Below are 18,296 nucleotides of genomic sequence, written 5' to 3' on the forward strand. Positions count from 1 at the left end.
CTCCCGGCGGCGGCGCGCAGCGTGCCGCATGGCGGCGCCGGGCCCGGGGGCGCCATGAACCGCAGCCCCGCCGCGCCCGACCGCTACAAGGCCTTCGCCTTCGCCGCCGCCGACCTGCTGGTCGAGACGGATGGCGGCGGCCGCACCCTGTTCCTGGCCGGTGCGCATCTGCGCCGCCTGGGCGCCGCCGCCGAGGGCGCGCTCGGCGCGCCGCTGCGCGAGATGGTGAAGCTCGAGGACCGGCGGCTGTTCGACGCGGCGCTGGCCAAGCTGCTGGCCGATGGCCGGCTCGGCCCGACCGTGCTGCAGCTGGAGGGCAACCCGGCCTTCACCTGCGCCATGACCGGGCTGCTGCATCGCGAGGGCATGCCCGCCTCCAACGGCCAGGCCGGGGATCCGGCGCTGCGGCTGGCGCTGTGCTTCGCCGCCCTGCCGCCGCGCCGCCAGGGCCGCCGCGCCGGGCGCCGCCCGACCGACGCCGCCTCCCTGGTGCGCCAGGCCGAGGCGCTGCTGCTGGGCCTGGAGGCCGGCGTGCCCGCCGCCAGGCCGGGCCAGGCGCCGGCCATGCTGTCGCTGCTGGAGCTGAACGGCGCCGAGGGCCGCATCACCCCGCGCCCCGGCCTGGCGCGCGACGTCGCCGCGCTGCTGGCCGAGCATGCCGGGCCGGAGGGCAGCGCCGCCGAGCTCGGCCCCGGCTATTTCGGCGTGGTGCACGCCGCCGGCGAGGCGCCGAGCCTCGGCGTGGTGGTCGAGCAGCTGCAGGCGGTGCTGGCCGGCGCCGGGCTGCAGGGCACCGCCATCGCCACCACCGCCCTGGCCCTGGAGGCCGGCCCGCCCGCCACCCCGCCCGGCCTGGCCGAAAGCCAGGCGATGCTGGAGGGCACGCCGCTCAGCGGCGGCATGTCCGGGCCGCAGGCGGTGCGCGCGCTGCGCCTGGCGCTCGGCACCTTCGCCCAGGGCGGCACGGCGGCGCTGGCGCGCACCGGCTTCGACCAGGGGCTGCACGGCTTCGTCGCCTCGGTCGGGCCGCGCGCCGCGGCGCTGGCCCGCGCCATCGCCGAGCGCCGCTTCTCCCTGGCCTTCCAGCCGATCGTCGACCTCTCCACGCCCGAGCACCGCGCATCGCATTACGAGGCGCTGATCCGCCCGCGCCCGACCGAGGGGCTGCCGGAGCTGGGGCCGCAGGCCTTCGTCAACCTGGCCGAGATGGTCGGCCTCTCGGCCGAGCTGGACCTCGCCGTCGCCGAGGAAAGCCTGGTCGCGCTGCGCCGCGCCGGCGGCGAGATCCGCGTCGCCTGCAACGTCTCCGGCCTGTCGCTGCAGGACCCCGCCTTCCGCCGCCGCCTGACCACGCTGCTGGAGCAGTACCCGGCGGAGCTGCAGGCGCGGCTGCTGATCGAGGTGACCGAGACGGTCGAGATCGAGAACGAGGCCGAGGCGGTCGCCTGCCGCGAGGCGCTGCGCCAGCACGGCACCGCCGTCTGCATCGATGATTTCGGCGCCGGCGCCGCCGGCCTGTCCTATCTGCGGCTGCTGCGGCCCGACCTCGTCAAGCTCGATGGCCGCTTCATGGAGGCCTGCGCCGGCGGCCAGCGCGGCGAGAGCTACAATTTTGCCGCCGCCCTGGTGGAACTCGCCCGCGCCACCGGCGCGCTGGTGGTGGCCGAGCGCATCGAGACCGAGGCCGACGCGGCCACCGCCCGCTCCTTCGGCGCGCGCTACGGCCAGGGCTGGCTGTTCGGCCGTCCCGGCGCCCTGCCCGGCAGCCTGACCCCGCGCGCCTTCGGCGCCACCGCACGCCGCGCCGGCCATGGCGCGTTCGCAACCGGTTAACACAGCATGACCAGGGTGGCGCCATGAGCCTTTCCAGCGCGCTCCTGACCGCGACCAGCGGGCTGCGCCTGACCACGCGCCAGCTCGACCAGGCGGCGCAGAACATCGCCAATGCCGACACCGTCGGCTACACGCGCAAGAGCGTGGAGGGCGAAGCCGTCACCACTGGCGGCGTGCGCACCGGCGAGGCGCAGCGCGCCGTCGACACGGCGCTGCGCAACCAGGCGCTGAAGGCGCGCAGCGGCGAGGCCGGCGCGGCCCTGGCCAACGCCACCCTCTCCCCGCTGGCCGGGCTGCAGGGCGACACCACGGATGGCAACAACACCGCCGGCCTGGTCTCGGCGCTGAACGACGCCTTCACCGACCTCGCCGCCAACCCGGCCGACAGCAGCGCCATGAGCGGCGTGCTGCAGGCGGCGCAGAGCCTGGCCGGCCAGCTGAACACGGCCAGCGAGGCGATCGGCGCGGCGCGCCAGGGCGTGCAGGACGGCATGGTGGCCGATGTCGAGGCCGCCAATGGGCTGATCGGGCAGATCGGCGCGCTGGACAAGCAGATCCGCGCCGAGACCGCCGCCGGCCGCAACGCCGCCGCGCTGAAGGACCAGCGCGACGCGGCGATCGGCCAGCTTTCCGACTATCTCGGCGTCAAATCGACCGAGGGCAGCGATGGCGGGGTGACGCTGACCCTGGCCAATGGCTCGGTGCTGCCGCTGGATGCGGAGAGCGGGCCGCTGGCGCTCGACCGCGCCACCGTCACGCCCGGCAGCTATGCCGGCCCGCCCGCCGGCACCCTGCCGGGGCTGACACTGAACGGCCAGGCGGTGAATGGCGCGGCGCTGGGCGGGCGGCTCGGCGCCGGCTTCACCCTGCGCGACGAGACCCTGCCGATCATGCAGGCCGAGCTGGACCAGACCGCGGCGACGCTGGCCGAGCGGCTTGACGAGCAGGGGCTGCGCCTGTTCACCGACAGCGATGGCAGCGCCCCGCCCGACACCGGCACGGCGGCGGGCGCGGCGCAGACGGTGGGCTTCGCGGCGCGCATCAAGGTGAATGACGCGGTGGCCGCGGCGCCGCGCCTGCTGCGCGACGGCACCCATGCGGTGGAGGGCTTCACGCCCAACCCGGCGGGCGGGCCCAGCGGCTTCACCACGCTGCTGAACAACGTCGCCAAATACAGCTTCGGCACCGAGAAGGCGGCCGGCGTGCCGCATGATTCGATCCCGACCAGCGGCCTCGGCCCCGGCGGCACGCTGCGCTCGGCCTTCAACGCCCCGACGCGCATCGGCGACTACGCCGCCTCGGTGGTGGGCAGCCAGGCCAGCATCATCGCCGCCGCCGACAGCGCGGCGGAGGGTGCCACCACCCAGCGCGCCTATCTGGACGGGCTGGTGCAGAAGGGCGAGGGCGTCGACACCGATGCCGAGCTGGCCGGCATGGTGCAGCTGCAGAATGCCTATTCGGCCAATGCGCGGGTGATGTCGGCGGTGCAGAGCATGTGGGACGCCCTGCTGGACGCGGTGCGGTAAGGAGCGGCGGGAATGGCGATCCAGGGCTACCAGGCTTCCATGGTCTCCGCGCTGCGGCTGCAGGACCGCTTCACCGAGCTGACCCGCCAGGTCAGCAGCGGCGGCCAGCGCGCCGAGACCTATGCCGGGCTCGGCCGCGACGCGACGCGCGCCAGCAGCCTGGCCAGCCAGCTGAACCAGCGCCAGGCGCTGCAGAATGTCGCCGAGCGCGGCGAGGGCCGCGCCGCCTACACCCAGACGGTGATGGACCGGCTGGCCGGCATCGCCGGCGAGATGGCCGACAAGGCCGCCTCGCTGAACGGCACCATGAGCAGCCTGACCCAGATCCGCGAGACCGCGCGCGCCGCGCTCGAGGAAGTCGCGACGCTGCTGAACGAGCGCTATGAGGGCGAGGCGATCTTCGGCGGCAGCGACCTGGAGAATGATCCGGTCGCCGCCGCCGGGCGCATGCAGCAGACCGGCATGTTCACCGGCATCGGCGCGCTGCTCGACGAGTATGGCAGCAATGGCGGCGATCTCGACGCGCTGTTCGGGCAGATCGCGGATCTCGCCGGCAGCAACGAGGATGGCGTCTCCCCCTTCTCCAGCTACGCCAATGAGGCGGCGGCCGGCACCGTCGCGGATTCGCGCCGCGCTGTCCCGACCGGCGGCGGCACCGGCATCGAGGTCGGGCTCTACGCCAACCGCAACGCGGCCATCGGCCAGAGCGGCTCGCAGACCGGCTCCTGGTCGCGCGACCTGATCATGGGCCTGACCGTGCTCGCCAACCTTACCGAGGAGCAGGCGGCGCAGGAGAATTTCAGCGCCCTGGTGCAGAAGACGGTGGGCGTGCTGCGCGATGCCGGCAGCGGCGCCAATGACGAGATCGGCGCGCTGGGCGATGCCCAGGCGCGGCTGACCGCGGCGGCGGACCAGCACAAGGCGGTCTATGACCAGATCGAGACCCAGCTGGGCGATTTGACCACGGTCGATGTGGCCGAGGCGCAGGTGCGGCTGCAGCAGGTCAATCTGCAGCTGCAGGGCAGCTACCAGGCGCTGGCCATGCTGGGCCGCATCTCGCTGGTCAATTACCTCTGAACAGGGCCCTCGCCGCGCGGCAGCCGGCCTGAGGCCGGGCGGGCGCTGCGCCCGGCGGCGTGCGACGCGGCGCTGCCATGCTCGCCTCTGACCTTTCCCGCCCGGGCATCCGGCGGTGGCTCCGTGCCGCCGCGGCCCATGGCCGCCCTGCCCCGCCGCATCACCCCGGCCGGGCCTGGGGCGGCGCCCGGCGGCGGCTCAGAACAGCCGGCGCGGCCCCGCCGCCACCGCGCCCGGGGCGGGCGCCGGGGCCGGGCTGGCGGCGGCGATCAGCGGCCGCGCCGTGCCGCCGGCCAGCGGGATCGGCGCGCTGCGATAGCCCTCCAGCCCGCGCCCGATGGTGCCCGGCGCGGCGGCGCGGATCTGCACCCGCTCGGCGCCATTGTTCAGCAGCCCGCCGCCGGGCGCCGGCGCGACCGCCAGCGCGGCGCCGCCCCAGGTGCCGATGCTGCCGGGGGTCGGCGGCGCCGCCTGCAGCCCCTGCAGGCTGGCCATGACCTGGCCCGGGGTCATCGGCGCCTCGCGCTTCTCGATCTCCCAGGCGGCCTGCACGCGGGCCAGATAGGGCCCGGCATATTCCGGCGTCTGCGAATGATAGGCCGCCGCCGCCCGCCCCCAATCCTGGCGCGCCGCGTAGAGCTCGGTCAGGAAGCGCGCCGCGTAGCGGGCATTGGTCAGCGGGTCGAAGGCCTGGTCGAGAGTGGCGAAGGCGTTCGGATGATGGCGCAGATTGATCTGCATGCAGCCCACATCGATCGAGCGCATGCCGCCACCCTGCAGACTCTGCACGGCGGCAATTGCTGCCGGCTTGCTGGGGAACATGCTGCCGCGTCCCTCGGCGTTGATCGTCCAGGGATAGGGGTCGACGCGCCCGGCATCGCGGCGGCCGGATTCGACGCGGCCGATCGCCGCCAGCAGCCCGGCGGGCAGGCTGAATTCCCGCTCCGCCAGGCTGATCGCGGCGCGGCAGAGCAGGCCCGGCGCGCCGGCCGGGCCGCCCGGCGCGGCGATCATCGGGGCGCCGGCGGCGGTGCTGCTGGGGATCGGATTGGCCAGCGCGCCCGCCGCGCCGGACAGCAGCAGAACCAGGCTCAGGGGCAGGCGCGGAAGGGGGCGAAACGGGGCGTCCATGGGATTCTTCGCAGCAACCTTCGTGCCACGAAGGCATTCCACCGATGGTTGCGGCGGGTCCGTTCACACTCCGGCAACGCTTGCGCTCTAGCAGCAGCGCAACCCCCACGGAAAGGTGACACCCCGGATGCGCGCTCCTTCCCTGCCGATCGGCCATGCCATCGGGCAGGCTGCGCCGCGTACGGCCCAGCCAGCGGTTGATAACGCCGCGTCCCAACTTTTCGTTGCACAACTTTCGGCTGCGACTCAAAAAAATCCCGCCCCCGTGGGTCCGGCCGCCGCCGCCGCGCCGCTGCTGGCCGCCGGCGGGCTGGCCGCCGCCCTGCCGCGCCCGCGCCGCGGCGAAGCCCGGGCGATCGCGTCGCGCGGCCTTGAGACCCTTGAAAAGCTTCAGCTTTCCATGCTGGGCGCCGAGTCGCCCGCGCCTGGCGAGTTGCTGAACCTGGCCGGGGAGGCCGAGGCCGCCGCCGAGGAGGAAGGCGGCGAGATGGCGATTCTCTGCCGCCAGCTGGCGCTGCGCCTGCGCCTGGAAGCCGCCAAACAGGACCCCACCGTGGCTTAGTTACGCGGCAGTTTTTCTACCGAAAGTGGAATAAGTGTGGCTTCCGCGCCGCACCATTCGGAATGCGCCGGAAATCCGGGGCAGCGTTGCGCATGGTTACAACTTTACCTTGCACTTCACATGGGCGAGAGGTACCTGGGGCTTCGTTACGAGCCCCGTTGCTCTGATCCCGGCGAAAATCGCAAGGACTTGGCATGCACATTCTCCTCGCCTCCACGATGGGCCAGAACCCAGAGTTGCATCGCAGCCTTAGCCAGGACGGGCATGGCTGTGACCTCGCGGAACCCTTCGTGGAAGCCCCCTCCATCGCGCAGCACAGCGGCCCCTACGACGTGGTGGTGCTCGATGTGGCCGATGCCCGCCTCCAGGCCTTCGCCGCGCTGCGCGAGATCCGCCGCCGCGGCCTGCGCATGCCGGTGGTGATCATCACCAACCCGATCTCGGTCGAGGACGAGCAGACCGCGCTGAACATCGGCGCCGATGACGTCCTGATCCGCCCGGTGCGCGCGCCGGTGCTGATCGCCCGCATGCAGGCGATCCTGCGCCGCGGCCTCGGGCACACCTCGTCGCAGCTGACCTGCGGCAATGTCGTGCTCGACCAGGCGCGCCGCACCGTCAGCGTCGATGGCCGGCATGTCCGCATCACCTGCCGCGAATTCGACGTGCTGGAGATGCTGATGCTGCGCCGTGGCGTGCTGCTCACCAAGGAGCAGTTCATGAGCCGCGCCTATGGCGTGGAGGATGGGCCGGACCAGCGCATCCTCGACGTCTTCGTCTGCAAGCTGCGGCGCAAGCTCGCCGCCGCCGGCTCGGCCGAGATCGTGCGCACCATCTGGGGCCGCGGCTATGTGCTGGAGGAGCCGAGCGCGGCCGAGCTCGCCGCCGCCCGCGCCCGTTTCCAGAACGGCCAGCCGCGCATGCGCCGCGCCCATCTGACGGTCGAGGTGGGCGGCAGCGCCGGCAGCAGCAGCATGGCGGTCGCCGCCCTCTGATCATCCGGACGCGCCGTTCCGCGGCGCGGCGGGGCCTGGCCCCCGAAGGAGAGTAGGTGGCGAAACGCGACAAGAATCAGCGCAGCGTCATCGTCGTCCGCCGTGAGGAGGGCGGCGGCGATGGCGGCCATCATGGCGGCGCCTGGAAGATCGCCTATGCCGATTTCGTCACGGCGATGATGGCGTTCTTCCTGCTGATGTGGCTGATCAACGCGACCACCGACGCGCAGCGCGTGGGCCTCGCCGACTATTTCGCGCCGACCAATGTGCTCAGCCGCGGCCCTTCCGGCGCCGGCGAGCCCTTTGGCGGCCGCACCATCAACAGCACCAGCACCCTCGCCGGCGAGACGCCGCCCGCCATGGGCGAGCGCCCGATGTCCCCCCTGCCCTGGTCGCGCGAGGACCGGCAGGAGGAGGAGCTGGACGACCCCCCGGCCCAGCCGCAGCCGCCGCGCCGCTTCCGCAGCGCCGACGCGCCGGAGAGCCCCGGCGATGCGGCGACGCCGCCGCCCGGGCTGAACGGGCCGGTGGGCAATGCGACCGGCAGCGCCTCGGGCAGCGTCGCCGGCAATGTCACCGGCACGCCGGCGCATCTGAGCGCCGCGCTGGCGCGGCTGGCCGCGCTGGACGCGCCGGGCGCCGCCGCCGCGCCCTCCACCGGCCCCGCCGCCGAGGCCAGCGCGGCGCCGCCGGGCAACCCCGCCTCCGGCGCCTCGCCGATGCCGGGCCAGGCCCAGCCGGCCGCGCCGCTTCCGGTGCTGGCCAGCGCGGCCACGGCGGCGGTGCCGAACCGCACCGGGCTGAACCCCTCGGGCTTCGAGCAGACCACCGCCGCGCGTCCCGGCCACGACCCGGCCGCCGCCGCCGCCGCGGCGCGCGAGGCGCGCGCCCGCGCGCGGGCGGAGCTGGCGGCGGCGGCGGAGGAAATCCGCAACGCCATCCAGTCCGATCCCGGCCTGTCGGAGCTGGCGCGCCAGCTGCTGATCGAGCAGACGCGCGACGGGCTGCGCATCCAGCTGGTGGACGCCGATGGCCAGCCGGTCTTCGCCACCGGCCAGGCGGCGCCGAACCAGCGCGGCCGCGCCCTGCTGCTGCGCGTGGCCACCGTCCTGGCGCGGCTGCCCTATGGGCTCGACATCGCCGGCCACACCGATTCCGCGCCCTTCCGCGGCGGCGCCGACCGCTCCAACTGGGAGCTGTCGTCGGAGCGCGCCGGCGCCGCGCGGCGCGTGCTGATCGAGGCCGGCATCGCCGAGGAGCGGCTGCGCGCCGTCGCCGGCCGCGCCGACCGCGATCTGCTGACCCCCGACCGGCCGCTGGACGCGGCCAATCGCCGCGTCTCCATCCTCGTCCTGATGCCGCCCGGCGCCCCGCAGGAGGCCCCCGCCCCATGATCGTGCTCGCCGGCTTCGGTGTCCTGCTGGCCTGCGTCTTCGGCGGCTATCTCGCCGCCGGCGGCAGCCTGGGCCCGATCCTGCACGCCCTGCCCTTCGAGATGCTGATCATCGGCGGCGCCGCCGTGGGCAGCTTCCTGATGGCCAATTCGATGTCCGCCGTGAAGCACACGATCGGCGCGCTGAAGAAGGTGATGAAGGGCTCGCGCTATGCGCGGCAGGATTACCTCGACCTCTGCGCCGTGCTGTACCGGCTGCTGCGCGTGGCGCAGATGAAGGGCGCCGTCGGCCTCGAGCCGCATATCGAGCGGCCGAATGAGAGCGAGATCTTCACCCTCTTCCCCAAGGTGCTGGCCGACCATCACGCGCTGTCGCTGATCTGCGACTATCTGCGCATGATCGGCATGAATGCCGACGACCCGCACCAGGTCGAGGACGTCATGCTGCGCGAGCTGAAGAAGATCCGCGAGGAGGAGCTGCACGCCGCGCATGCGCTGCAGACCATGGCGGATGCGCTGCCGGCGCTCGGCATCGTCGCCGCGGTGCTCGGCGTCATCAAGACCATGGGCAGCATCGACAAGCCGCCCGCCGTGCTCGGCGCCATGATCGGCGGCGCGCTGGTGGGCACCTTCCTCGGCGTGCTGCTGGCCTATGGGCTGGTGGGCCCGCTGGCCACGCGGCTGCGCGCCATCGTCGATGAGGAGGCCAAGTATCTCGAGGTGGTGCGCGCCGTGCTGGTGGCGCATCTGCACGGCAATGCGCCCTCCGTCGCGGTCGAGATCGGCCGCAAGGCGGTGCCCTCGGACCTGATGCCGACCTTCCAGGTGCTGGAGACGGCGCTGCAGGAGCAGCGCGCCGGCGCCTGAGCGCAGGCTCCGCGCGCGGCCTGCAAGAAGGCGCCTGCCCGTCCGGGGCAGGCGCCTTTTCTCGATCCGGGGCGCTGGTCCGGCCTTCTGCCGGCAGGTCCTGGGTCCGGCCTTCTGCCGGAGCCGCCTGGTCCGGCATCCTGCCGGGAAGCGTGCGACCGGCATCTTGCCGGTCGGCTTGAGCCGACATCCTGTCGGCGGCCGGCATTCTGCCGGCTGGCATGGGGCCGGCCTCCTGCCGGCGGGCGAAGCGCCGACCTTTTGTCGGCGGCCCTGCAAAGCCGGCTTCCTGCCGGCGGGCAGCGAACCGGCGTCCTGCCGGTCGGCATCGGCCGGCATCCTGCCGGCGCTGTTGTGGCCGGCATCCTGCCGGCGCTGTTATGGCCGGCATCCTGCCGGCGGGCGCAAGGGCCGACCTCCTGTCGGCGCGTCGTAGAGGCCGACATCCTGCCGGCGGGTCGTAGAGGCCGACATCTTGTCGGCGGGCCGCAAGAAGCCGGCATCCTGCCGGCGGGGGCAGACACCGACCTCCTGTCGGCCAGGCGTGGGGCCGGCATTCCGCCCCGCGCCCTGTCCGCGACCGCCATGGCGGGCGGGCGGAGTTGCCGCCGCGCGCCGCAGGGCGGGTCCGGCACGGCGGATCTTCCGCCGGCCGGGCGATCCGGATCAGCGCAGCATGTCGACCGTCTCGCTCAGCAGGCCGCTGACGGTGCTGAGCACGCGGCTGTTCGCGCTGTAGGCGCGCTGCGCGATGATCATCTTCGAGAATTCCGAGGTGATGTCGACATTCGACGCCTCGATCGAGCTGGTGGCCAGGCTGCCGGTGCCCTGCTCGCCGGCGGCCAGCACGCGGGACAGGCCGGCCTCCTGCGTCGCGGTGAAGGCCTGGCCATCCTCGCGCTGCAGCCCGTCGGCATTCTGGAAGGTGACGATGGGCACCTGGGCGATGGTGCGGCTCTTGCCGTTGTCGTAGCTGACGACGACCTCGCCATTCTCCTTCACGCTGACGCCGGTATAGGCGCCCGGCGCCGCGCCATTGGCGGTGACGGTGTTCTGCTGGTAGGTCGTGCCGGCATACTGCGTCACGCCCTGGTTGCTGCCATAGGTGCCGAGGCTGAGCGCCAGATTGCCGCTGCCGGCGCCGAACAGATTGGTGACGGTCAGCCCGGCCAGGCTGCCCTGGCCGCTGAAGGCCGAGGCGGAGAGCGAGCCGGTGGTGTTGCTGATGCTGTCGATGGTGCCGCTCGGCATGCCATTGCCGCCGCCCGAGCCGTCGCTGAACGTCACCAGCGCCGTGCCGGCCGAGGCGCCGTCCGGCCCCTGCAGATTGACCTGCCACTGATTGCCTTCCTGGCGGGTCCAGGTCAGCGTCATGCTGCGGGCGATGCCGAGATTGTCGTAGATCGGCACCTGGGTGGAGTAGCTGGTCTCGGTGCCCGAGGCGGGCAGGTTGGCGCTGACGCTGACCGTGTCGGTCATCTGCGGCGGGAAGGGCGATTCATCGACCTGGATCAGCCCGAGCTGGCCGCGATTGACCGCGCCATTGGCCACCGGCCAGCCCTCCAGCGCATAGCCGCTGGTGTTGACCAGATAGCCCTCGGCGTTCTTCGAGAAATCGCCATTGCGCGTGTAGTACTGCGTCGGGCTGTAGACGGTGTTGCCATTGGCATCCGTCCCGGCCGGGCGCGACACGGCGAACAGACCGTTGCCCGAGATCGCCATCGCCAGCGGGTTCTCCACCTGGCTGATGTCGCCGCCACGGCTGACCGTCGCCACGGGGGCGGCGCTGACGGTGCTGGAGCCGTTCAGCCGGGTGGTCGACTGGCTGAGCTGCTCGGCGAAGCTGGTGTCGACGCGCTTGTAGCCGGTGGTCTGGCTGTTCGCGACGTTGTTCGAGACATTGGTGATCGCCGCCGTCTGGGCGCCGAGCCCGGATGTGGCGGCGTAGAGCGAGCCGTTCAGCGACATGCGCGTGGTCCTCGGTGCGGGGGCCCGGCCCGTGGCGCGGCGCGCCGGAACCGGAAGGATGCTTCCCCGCAGCAACCGCCGTGCCAGCCGCAGGAGGGCGGATTCCGCCGGGCCGCGGCGCTCCGGCGCGGCCGCACCCGGCAGATCCTGCCGGGATGCCGGTAGATTCCGCCGGGCGGCGGCGGATCCCGCCGCTTCCGCCGCCCCCGGGATGTGGCCCGGCGCTTGCGTGGCTCCTGGCGGAACCCTCCGGACCGCCATGATCCAGCCCGCCCTGCCCACCCGCCGCCCCGCCGACCCCGCCCAGGCCCCGACCCTGCCGGCGCCGGCGGGCGACGCCTTCCGGCAGGCGCTGGCGAAGGCGGGCCTGCGGGAGGGTGCAGAGGCACCGGCCATGGCCGAGACGGGGACGGCCAGCGTCATCGCCACGCCGGCCGGGACCGTGCCTGTCGCCGCCGCGCCGGGGGATATCGGGCCCCGCAAGGCTGCGGCATCCGATAGGGCCGCCGCGCCTGCCGGTGCCGCCCCCCTTGCCGCCCCCGCCCCCGTTCCTGTCATGCCTGCGGTGGCCATGCCGGTGGACAGCCGGCACAGCGCCGCCGCGACCACGGCTTCCACCTTCGCGAATGCCGCGCCTGTTTCGGCCATGCCGGCCAGCGCCGGAGACGGCGCGGTTGCGGCCGTCGCGCCTGTCTCCGCCCCCGTCGTGCCGGCGGCGGCCACACCGGCCGGCGCGGAAAGCGGCGCTGGCGCGACCGCGGCCTCCGCCGGCCCCATGCCGGCCATGGCCACATCCATGCGCGCCCTGCCTGGCACCGCGGCGCCCTCGGCCGAGGGCCCGCGCAGGGCCGCCCCGGCCGCTGGCGAAGCTGGCCGCTCCCCCCTGGCGCCGATGGCTGACGCCGCATCCGGCACGGCCATGGCCAGCCCTGCAACCCTGTCGCGCCCGGCGGCGCCCGCGGCCGGGCCGGCCAGGGCGACGCCTGAGGCCTCCATGCCGGTGCCGGTCCCTCCGGGCGGGGCCGGGCCAGCGGTCGCCTCGCCCGCCGCCGACAGGGCGGCGAGCGCAAGGGCGAGCCGGCCGCTGCCCGCCGCGGCAGTGGTGTCCGGCCCGGCCGCGGCGACCGGCCAGCCCTCGCAGCCCAGCGCCGCCGCGCCGGCCGGGTTGCCGGGCCCGAATGGCGCGCCGGGCGCCGCGCTGGCCGCGCCAGGATCCGAAGCGGCGGCCCGCCCTGCAGCCAAACCGGCGCCGCCGGCCCCGGCGCGGGAGAGCCTGCCCGACGCCGCACCGCAGGGTCAGCCCGGCCCCGATGCCCTGGCGGAAGCCGCGGCGCCGGTGGCGGAGGCCCCGCGCGACGAGCCGGCACAGGACACCACGCCCTCGCCGGAATTGCTGCCCTGGCCGGCCGCCCTGACCGTGGTCCCGCCGACCCTGGCCCCGCCGACCCTGGCCCCGCCGACCCTGGCCTCGCCGATTCCGGCCCCTGCGGCGCATGATGCCGGGCCCGCCGACCCGATGGCCCCCGCAGCCCCGGCCGGCCTGGCGGCGCCCGCCTCCAGCCCCGCCCCGCCGGCCTCCTCAGGCGAAGCGCCGCCCGCCGGCGCGGCGGAGACGGGGTTCGCCGCGGCGCTGCCGGCCGATGGTGCCGCGCCCACCGCCACGGACATCGCGCCCCCCCGGGCCGAGGACCCCCTCCCCGGCAGCGCCGCCCCCGCCGCCGCGACCCCGCCCTCCGGGACGGGCACCGCCAGCCCGGCGCCGGCCGCGCCGCCCGCCCCGCCCCTGGCCGGCGCCGCCGCGCCGCTGCCGCAGGCCTATCGCCCCGCCGCCCTGCCGGCGGCGCAGCAGCTCGGCCATGCGGTGCTGGGCATCAGCCTGCGCGGCGGCGCCGGGCTCGGCCCCAGCCGCGTCAGCGTGGCGCTGCAGCCGGAGGCGCTGGGCCGGGTCGAGATCAGCATCGAACAGGCCGCCGACGGCCCCGCCGAGGTGCGGCTGCTGGCCGAGCGGCCGGACACGCTGCTGCTGCTGCTGCGCGACAGCGCCGCCATCGAGACGGCGCTGCAGCAGGCGGGGCTCGGCGCCGAGACCGGGCGCAGCCTCAGCTTTGGCCTGGCGCCGCCCAGCCCCGACCCGGCCGGCGGCCAGCCAGCCGCCGCGCAGGCCGGCACCGGCTTCCCGCAGGGCGGCGCGCAGCAGCAGCCGCCCGGCGATGGCCGCCAGGGCCGGCCGGGCCATGCCCTGCCCGCCGGCTTCGCCGCCCCCGATTCCCCGGCCGACGAGGCGGGGGCGCCACCGCGCCGCCGCCTGCTCGACCTCGCCCTCTGATCCCGGCCGCAGGAGACCCGCATGGCCAACACCGCCATCACCACCGCCGCCAGCAACGCCAACGCCACCTCGCAGAGCGCGACCTCGAAGACGCAGCTCAGCTCCGACCTGCAGAGCTTCCTGACGATGCTGACCACCCAGCTGCAGAATCAGGACCCGATGGATCCGACGGATTCGTCGCAATTCGCGACGCAGCTGGCGCAGTTCTCCCAGGTGGAGCAGCAGATCGCCACCAACCAGCACCTGGAATCGCTGCTGTCGCTGCAGCAATCCTCGTCGCTGCTCTCCTCCACCGGGCTGGTCGGCAACACGGTCGAGGTGACCTCGAACCAGATCGTGCTGAAGGAAGGTGCGACGCAGAGCCTGCGCCTGCCGGCGCTGACCGAGGCCGGCGGCGCGCAGGGCGGCATCGTCACCATCACCAACAGCAGCGGCGTGGTGGTCTATACCGAGGCGGTGGCGCTCGGCAGCAGCCCGACCAGCTGGAGCTGGAACGGCAAGGGCGCCAATGGCGGCAGCCAGGCCGATGGCCGCTACACCGTCAGCGTCAGCGGCTTCGACAGCCGCGGCACCAGCACCGGCACGCTGGATTTCGGCGTGGTGGGCAAGGTGAACTCGGTCGACCGCAGCAGCAGCGGCGATCCGCGCATGAATATCGGCGGCCTGACCGTCGGGCTGGAGGCGCTGCGCGGATTGAGCTGATGATGGGGTGAGGCCCGGCAGACCCCGGGCCTTCGGGCCGCCCCGGCGGGTGCCACAGGCGCCCCGGGGCAGGCGGCGCGGCAGGCTGGCATTTTCGCCACACTGCCCGCCGACGCGGCCCGCCCCACCCGCCCCCGAAGCACCGGTTAATACTTGGTCAACGCCCGCCAGCGAGATGTGCTGCGGCGCGGCAGGATGCCGTGCGCGGAGGCGGGCACGGTGGATGCGGCGACTCAGCCCCCCAGGACGGGGAGTGATGCAGGCGATGACAAGGTGCCGGGGCGTGGCATGCCCGGCGGCCTCGGCCGCGCGATGGAGTCGCTGCGCGCCCTCGGCACGGTGCGGCTCGCCGCCCTCGCCTTCACCGGATTGCTGACCCTCGGCCTGATCGGCTTCCTGACGCTGCGCACCGCCTCGACGCCCATGGGGCTGCTCTATGGCGATCTCGACCAGCGCGACGCCTCGCAGATCGTGGCGGCGCTGGACCGCGCCCGCGTGCCCTATCGCCTCGGCCGCAACGGCACCGAGGTGCTGGCGCCCGAGGAGGACATCCCCCGGCTGCGCCTGTCCCTCGCCCGCGACGGGCTGCCCGCCGGCGGCAGCGTCGGTTACGAGATCTTCGACCGCCAGAACGGGCTGACCACCACCCCCTTCCAGCAGGACATCAACCGGCTGCGCGCGCTGGAGGGCGAGATCGCCCGCTCGATCCGCGGGCTGGATGGCGTCGCCTCCGCCCGCGTGCATCTGGTGCTGCCGCGGCGCGAGCCCTTCTCGCGCGATCGCGGCGAGAGCCAGGCGAGCGTCGTGCTGCAGATGCGCGGCATCCACCGGCTCGACCGCGAGGGCGTGCAGGCGGTGCTGCACCTGGTCGCCGCCGCCGTGCCCGGCCTGAAGCCCAGCAACATCGCGGTCGTCGACGGCCGTGGCGAGCTGCTCTCGCGCGGCGGCCAGGCCGGCGCCAACGGCCTGGCGCAGAGCCAGGAGGAAATCCGCCGCAGCCAGGAAATGCGCATGTCGCGCAGCGTCGAGGAGATGCTGGAGCGCATCCTGGGCCCGGGCCGCGTGCGCGCCGAGGCGACGATCGAGATGGACCATGACCGGGTCCAGACCACCGAGGAGCGCTTCGACCCCGAGAACCAGGTGCCGCGCAGCCAGTCCTCGGTGAATGAGAGCAGCCGCAATGGCGAGCAGCAGAACGTCTCGGTGGCCAACCAGCTGCCCGGCGCGCCGCCCGCGCAGCAGAGCAGCGGCCCGCAGAGCCAGGAGGCGCGGCAGGAGGAGACGGTCAATTACGAGATCGGCCGCACCACCCGCAACACGCTGCGCGACCAGCCGGTGGTGCGCCGCCTCTCGGTGGCCGTCCTGGTCGATGGCGTCTGGGAGCCGGGCGAGAATGGCGGCGCGGCGCGCTTCCGCGAGCGCACGCCGCAGGAGATGGAGCGCATCAGCGCGCTGGTGCGCGGCGCCATCGGCTTCAACGAGGCGCGCGGCGACCGGCTGGAAGTGGTGTCGCTGCGCTTCGCCGATCCGAGCTGGGGCTCGGATGGCGAGGGCCAGCGCGGCCCGCTCGGCCTGCCGCCGCTGACGCCGACGCTGACCGCGCGGCTGCTGGAGAGCGCGCTCTACGCCCTGGTGGCGCTGCTGGCGGTGTTCTTCGTCGGCCGCCCGGTGGCCAAGCGGCTGGTCGCCGGCATGGCGCCGCGCCCGGTGGGCGCGCTGGCCGGCGCCGGCGCGGCGGGCCTCGGCGGCGCGCTGCCGGCGCCGGAGGGCGCGCTGCCCGGCATGCCGGGCGTGGCCGGCGCCGCCGCCGGCGCCGCGGCGCTCGCCGGCGAGGCGGGCGAGGCCGGCGCGCCGGCCGACCACGCGATGATCGACCTCGCCATGGTCAGCGGCCAGATCAGCGTCTCCAGCCTGAACTCGCTGACCGACCTGGTCGAGAAATACCCCGAGGAGACGCTGGCGGTGGTGCGCCGCTGGCTCTCGCCTGAAGAGGCCGCCAAGTCATGAGCATGACCACCCTGCGCGGGCGCCGCCTGACCAGCGGCCTGAGCGGCCCGCAGAAGGCGGCGACGCTGATGCTGGCGCTGGGCGAGGAGCGCGCCGGCAAGATCCTCGGCCGCATGCATGATGACGAGGTGCGCGACGTCTCCGCCGCCATGGCGCAGCTGGGCTCGGTGCCGGCCGAGGCGGTCGAGGCGCTGTGCCGCGAATTCGCCGAGGAGATCGGCCAGGCCGGCGCGCTGATCGGCAGCTGGGAGACCACCGAGCGGCTGCTGCTGCGCACCCTGCCGCGCGAGCGCGTCACCCAGATCATGGAGGAGCTGCGCGGCCCGGCCGGGCGCACCATGTGGGAGAAGCTGGGCAATGTGAACGAGGCGGTGCTCGCCAACTACCTCAAGAACGAGTACCCGCAGACCGTCGCCGTGGTGCTGACCAAGGTGAAGCCCGACCATGCGGCGCGCGTGCTGGCGCTGCTGCCCGACAGCTTCGCCATGGAAGTGGTGATGCGCATGCTGCGCATGGAAAGCCCGCAGGCCGAGGCGCTGGAAGGCGTCGAGCGCACGCTGAAGGCCGAGTTCATGTCGAACCTGGCGCGCTCCGCCCGCCGCGACACGCATGAGGTCATGGCCGAGATCATGAACAATCTCGACCGCGGCGCCGAGGCGCGCATCATGGGCGCGCTGGAGGAGCAGGCGGCGGAATCGGCCGCGCGCATCCGCTCGCTGATGTTCACCTTCGAGGATCTCAGGCGGCTCGACCCGCAGGGCATGCAGGTGCTGCTGCGCGCGGTGGAGAAGGACCGGCTGGCGATCGCGCTGAAGGGCGCCTCCGACACGCTGCGCGAGCAGTTCTACAAGAGCATGTCCGAGCGCGCCGCGCGCATGCTGCGCGACGACATCGCATCCCTCGGCCCGACCCGGCTGCGCGATGTCGAGGAGGCGCAGATGGCCATGGTGGCGCTGGCCAAGGAGCTGGCCAGCCAGGGCGAGCTGCAGCTCGCCGAGGGCGGCAAGGCCGAGGAGATGGTGTATTGAGCGCCGCCGCCGACACCGCCCTGCCGCCCGGCCTCGACGAGATGCCGCTGGCACATCACGCCATCCTGTTCCGCCGCCCGCCGGCGGCGGCGGCCAATACGCCGGCGCCGCGCCGCATGACGCCGGGCGGCGGCAGCGTGCCGGTGCATCTGTTCACCGCCCTCGACCTCGAGGCCCCGGCGGCGCAGGCCGCCCCGGCCGCCGCCGCGCCGGAGCCCGCCGCCCCTGCCCTGTCGCCGGAGCTGCTGGCGGCGCTGGCCGCGGCGCGCGCCGAGGGGCATGCGGCCGGCCACGCCGAGGGCATCGAGGCGGGCCGCGCCCAGGGCCTGGCCGAGGGCATCGCCCAGGGCCGGGCCGCGGCCGAGGCCGAGCGCGAGGCGGCGATCGCCGGCGCGCTGCGCCTGGCCGCGGCGGGGCTGGCCGATGCCGGGCGCGAGGCGCGCGCGGTGGCCGAGGCCAGCGCCAGCGCCATCGCCGAGGCGGCGCTGGCCGCGCTGCTGGGCGCGCTGCCGAGCCTGGCCACCCGTCTCGGCGCTGCCGAGGCGGCGCATTTCATCGCCGCCCTGCTGCCGGCGCTGCGGGAGGAACCCGCGCTGTCGGTCCGGGTGGCGCCCGCCCTGGCGGAGGGGGTCGCATCCCGCTTCGCCGGGCTGCCCGTCAGCATCGGCGCCGATCCGGCGCTGGAGCCGGGCGATGCCGTGCTGCGCTGGCAGGGCGGCGAGGCCACGCGCAGCGCCGCCGCCGCGCGCGCGGCGGTGGCAAGGGCGCTGGCCGAATGCGGCCTGCTGCCGGCATCCGACGCCGCCACCGACGCCGCCACCGACGCCGCCACCGACGCCGCCACTGGCCCCACGGCCACCGACAACGCGCAGACCTGACAGGAA

The 18,296-nt window shown here is 74.5% G+C and carries 14 protein-coding genes; 12 read left to right on the top strand and 2 right to left on the bottom strand.

The window, feature by feature from the left end:
* Positions 1-54: 54 nt before the first annotated feature.
* Genes QE401_RS10455 through QE401_RS10465 form a run of 3 tightly spaced genes read left to right on the top strand, consistent with a single transcriptional unit; the run spans position 55 to position 4,436 of the window.
* The gene (locus QE401_RS10455) at positions 55-1,833 is read left to right on the top strand and encodes an EAL domain-containing protein (protein WP_307138148.1); all 1,779 of its coding nucleotides are present in this window, start codon (positions 55-57) and stop codon (positions 1,831-1,833) included.
* 23 nt (positions 1,834-1,856) lie between these two features.
* The gene (gene flgK / locus QE401_RS10460) at positions 1,857-3,359 is read left to right on the top strand and encodes a flagellar hook-associated protein FlgK (protein WP_307138149.1); all 1,503 of its coding nucleotides are present in this window, start codon (positions 1,857-1,859) and stop codon (positions 3,357-3,359) included.
* A 12-nt stretch (positions 3,360-3,371) separates the two neighbouring features.
* The gene (locus QE401_RS10465) at positions 3,372-4,436 is read left to right on the top strand and encodes a flagellin (protein ID WP_307138150.1); all 1,065 of its coding nucleotides are present in this window, start codon (positions 3,372-3,374) and stop codon (positions 4,434-4,436) included.
* Positions 4,437-4,634: 198 nt separating this feature from the next.
* Here QE401_RS10465 and QE401_RS10470 read toward each other — a convergent pair whose 3' ends face one another.
* Entirely contained in the window at positions 4,635-5,567 is a 933-nt protein-coding gene (locus QE401_RS10470; RefSeq protein WP_307138151.1) for a lytic transglycosylase domain-containing protein, read from the bottom strand.
* A gap of 127 nt (positions 5,568-5,694) precedes the next feature.
* On the opposite strand from QE401_RS10470, the gene QE401_RS10475 reads away from it, so the two are divergent.
* The 4 genes from QE401_RS10475 (at position 5,695) to motA (ending at position 9,381) form a co-directional block, all read left to right on the top strand.
* Positions 5,695-6,129, top strand: a complete 435-nt coding sequence (locus QE401_RS10475; protein WP_307138152.1) for a flagellar assembly protein FliX — start codon at positions 5,695-5,697, stop codon at positions 6,127-6,129.
* 218 nt (positions 6,130-6,347) lie between these two features.
* Complete coding sequence (locus QE401_RS10480) at positions 6,348-7,121, top strand: response regulator transcription factor (RefSeq protein ID WP_307140222.1); 774 nt, start codon at positions 6,348-6,350, stop codon at positions 7,119-7,121.
* Positions 7,122-7,177: 56 nt separating this feature from the next.
* Positions 7,178-8,515 carry a flagellar motor protein MotB gene (locus tag QE401_RS10485; RefSeq protein ID WP_307138153.1) on the top strand — a complete coding sequence of 446 codons (1,338 nt, stop codon included), beginning with the start codon at positions 7,178-7,180 and terminating at the stop codon, positions 8,513-8,515.
* A complete protein-coding gene (gene motA / locus QE401_RS10490; protein ID WP_307138154.1) occupies positions 8,512-9,381 on the top strand; it encodes a flagellar motor stator protein MotA in 870 nt (289 codons plus the stop codon). The genes QE401_RS10485 and motA overlap by 4 nt, the downstream gene beginning before the upstream one ends.
* 666 nt (positions 9,382-10,047) lie before the next feature.
* Here motA and QE401_RS10495 read toward each other — a convergent pair.
* The gene (locus QE401_RS10495; protein ID WP_307138155.1) at positions 10,048-11,349 is read right to left on the bottom strand and encodes a flagellar hook protein FlgE; all 1,302 of its coding nucleotides are present in this window, start codon (positions 11,347-11,349) and stop codon (positions 10,048-10,050) included.
* Positions 11,350-12,451: 1,102 nt separating this feature from the next.
* On the opposite strand from QE401_RS10495, the gene QE401_RS10500 reads away from it, so the two are divergent.
* The 5 genes from QE401_RS10500 (at position 12,452) to QE401_RS10520 (ending at position 18,290) form a co-directional block, all read left to right on the top strand.
* Entirely contained in the window at positions 12,452-13,675 is a 1,224-nt protein-coding gene (locus QE401_RS10500; protein ID WP_307138156.1) for a flagellar hook-length control protein FliK, read from the top strand.
* A gap of 21 nt (positions 13,676-13,696) precedes the next feature.
* On the top strand, positions 13,697-14,377 hold the full coding sequence (locus QE401_RS10505) for a flagellar hook assembly protein FlgD (RefSeq protein ID WP_307138157.1): 681 nt from the start codon (positions 13,697-13,699) through the stop codon (positions 14,375-14,377).
* 288 nt (positions 14,378-14,665) lie between these two features.
* Complete coding sequence (fliF, locus tag QE401_RS10510; RefSeq protein WP_307138158.1) at positions 14,666-16,384, top strand: flagellar basal-body MS-ring/collar protein FliF; 1,719 nt, start codon at positions 14,666-14,668, stop codon at positions 16,382-16,384.
* On the top strand, positions 16,381-17,412 hold the full coding sequence (fliG, locus tag QE401_RS10515) for a flagellar motor switch protein FliG (protein WP_307138159.1): 1,032 nt from the start codon (positions 16,381-16,383) through the stop codon (positions 17,410-17,412). Before fliF ends, fliG begins: the two co-directional genes overlap by 4 nt.
* On the top strand, positions 17,409-18,290 hold the full coding sequence (locus QE401_RS10520) for a hypothetical protein (protein ID WP_307138160.1): 882 nt from the start codon (positions 17,409-17,411) through the stop codon (positions 18,288-18,290). Before fliG ends, QE401_RS10520 begins: the two co-directional genes overlap by 4 nt.
* The last annotated feature ends 6 nt before the right edge of the window (positions 18,291-18,296 follow it).

This window comes from Pseudoroseomonas cervicalis, from assembly GCF_030818485.1.
Classification (GTDB): domain Bacteria; phylum Pseudomonadota; class Alphaproteobacteria; order Acetobacterales; family Acetobacteraceae; genus Pseudoroseomonas; species Pseudoroseomonas cervicalis_A.

Bases quoted from the DNA above. Each gene is read 5' to 3' on its own strand.
- QE401_RS10455 (WP_307138148.1), top strand. From the start codon at position 55: ATGAACCGCAGCCCCGCCGCGCCCGACCGCTACAAGGCCTTCGCCTTC.
- flgK (WP_307138149.1), top strand. From the start codon at position 1,857: ATGAGCCTTTCCAGCGCGCTCCTGACCGCGACCAGCGGGCTGCGCCTG.
- QE401_RS10465 (WP_307138150.1), top strand. From the start codon at position 3,372: ATGGCGATCCAGGGCTACCAGGCTTCCATGGTCTCCGCGCTGCGGCTG.
- QE401_RS10470 (WP_307138151.1), bottom strand. From the start codon at position 5,567: ATGGACGCCCCGTTTCGCCCCCTTCCGCGCCTGCCCCTGAGCCTGGTT.
- QE401_RS10475 (WP_307138152.1), top strand. From the start codon at position 5,695: ATGCGCGCTCCTTCCCTGCCGATCGGCCATGCCATCGGGCAGGCTGCG.
- QE401_RS10480 (WP_307140222.1), top strand. From the start codon at position 6,348: ATGGGCCAGAACCCAGAGTTGCATCGCAGCCTTAGCCAGGACGGGCAT.
- motA (WP_307138154.1), top strand. From the start codon at position 8,512: ATGATCGTGCTCGCCGGCTTCGGTGTCCTGCTGGCCTGCGTCTTCGGC.
- QE401_RS10495 (WP_307138155.1), bottom strand. From the start codon at position 11,349: ATGTCGCTGAACGGCTCGCTCTACGCCGCCACATCCGGGCTCGGCGCC.
- QE401_RS10505 (WP_307138157.1), top strand. From the start codon at position 13,697: ATGGCCAACACCGCCATCACCACCGCCGCCAGCAACGCCAACGCCACC.
- fliF (WP_307138158.1), top strand. From the start codon at position 14,666: ATGCCCGGCGGCCTCGGCCGCGCGATGGAGTCGCTGCGCGCCCTCGGC.
- fliG (WP_307138159.1), top strand. From the start codon at position 16,381: ATGAGCATGACCACCCTGCGCGGGCGCCGCCTGACCAGCGGCCTGAGC.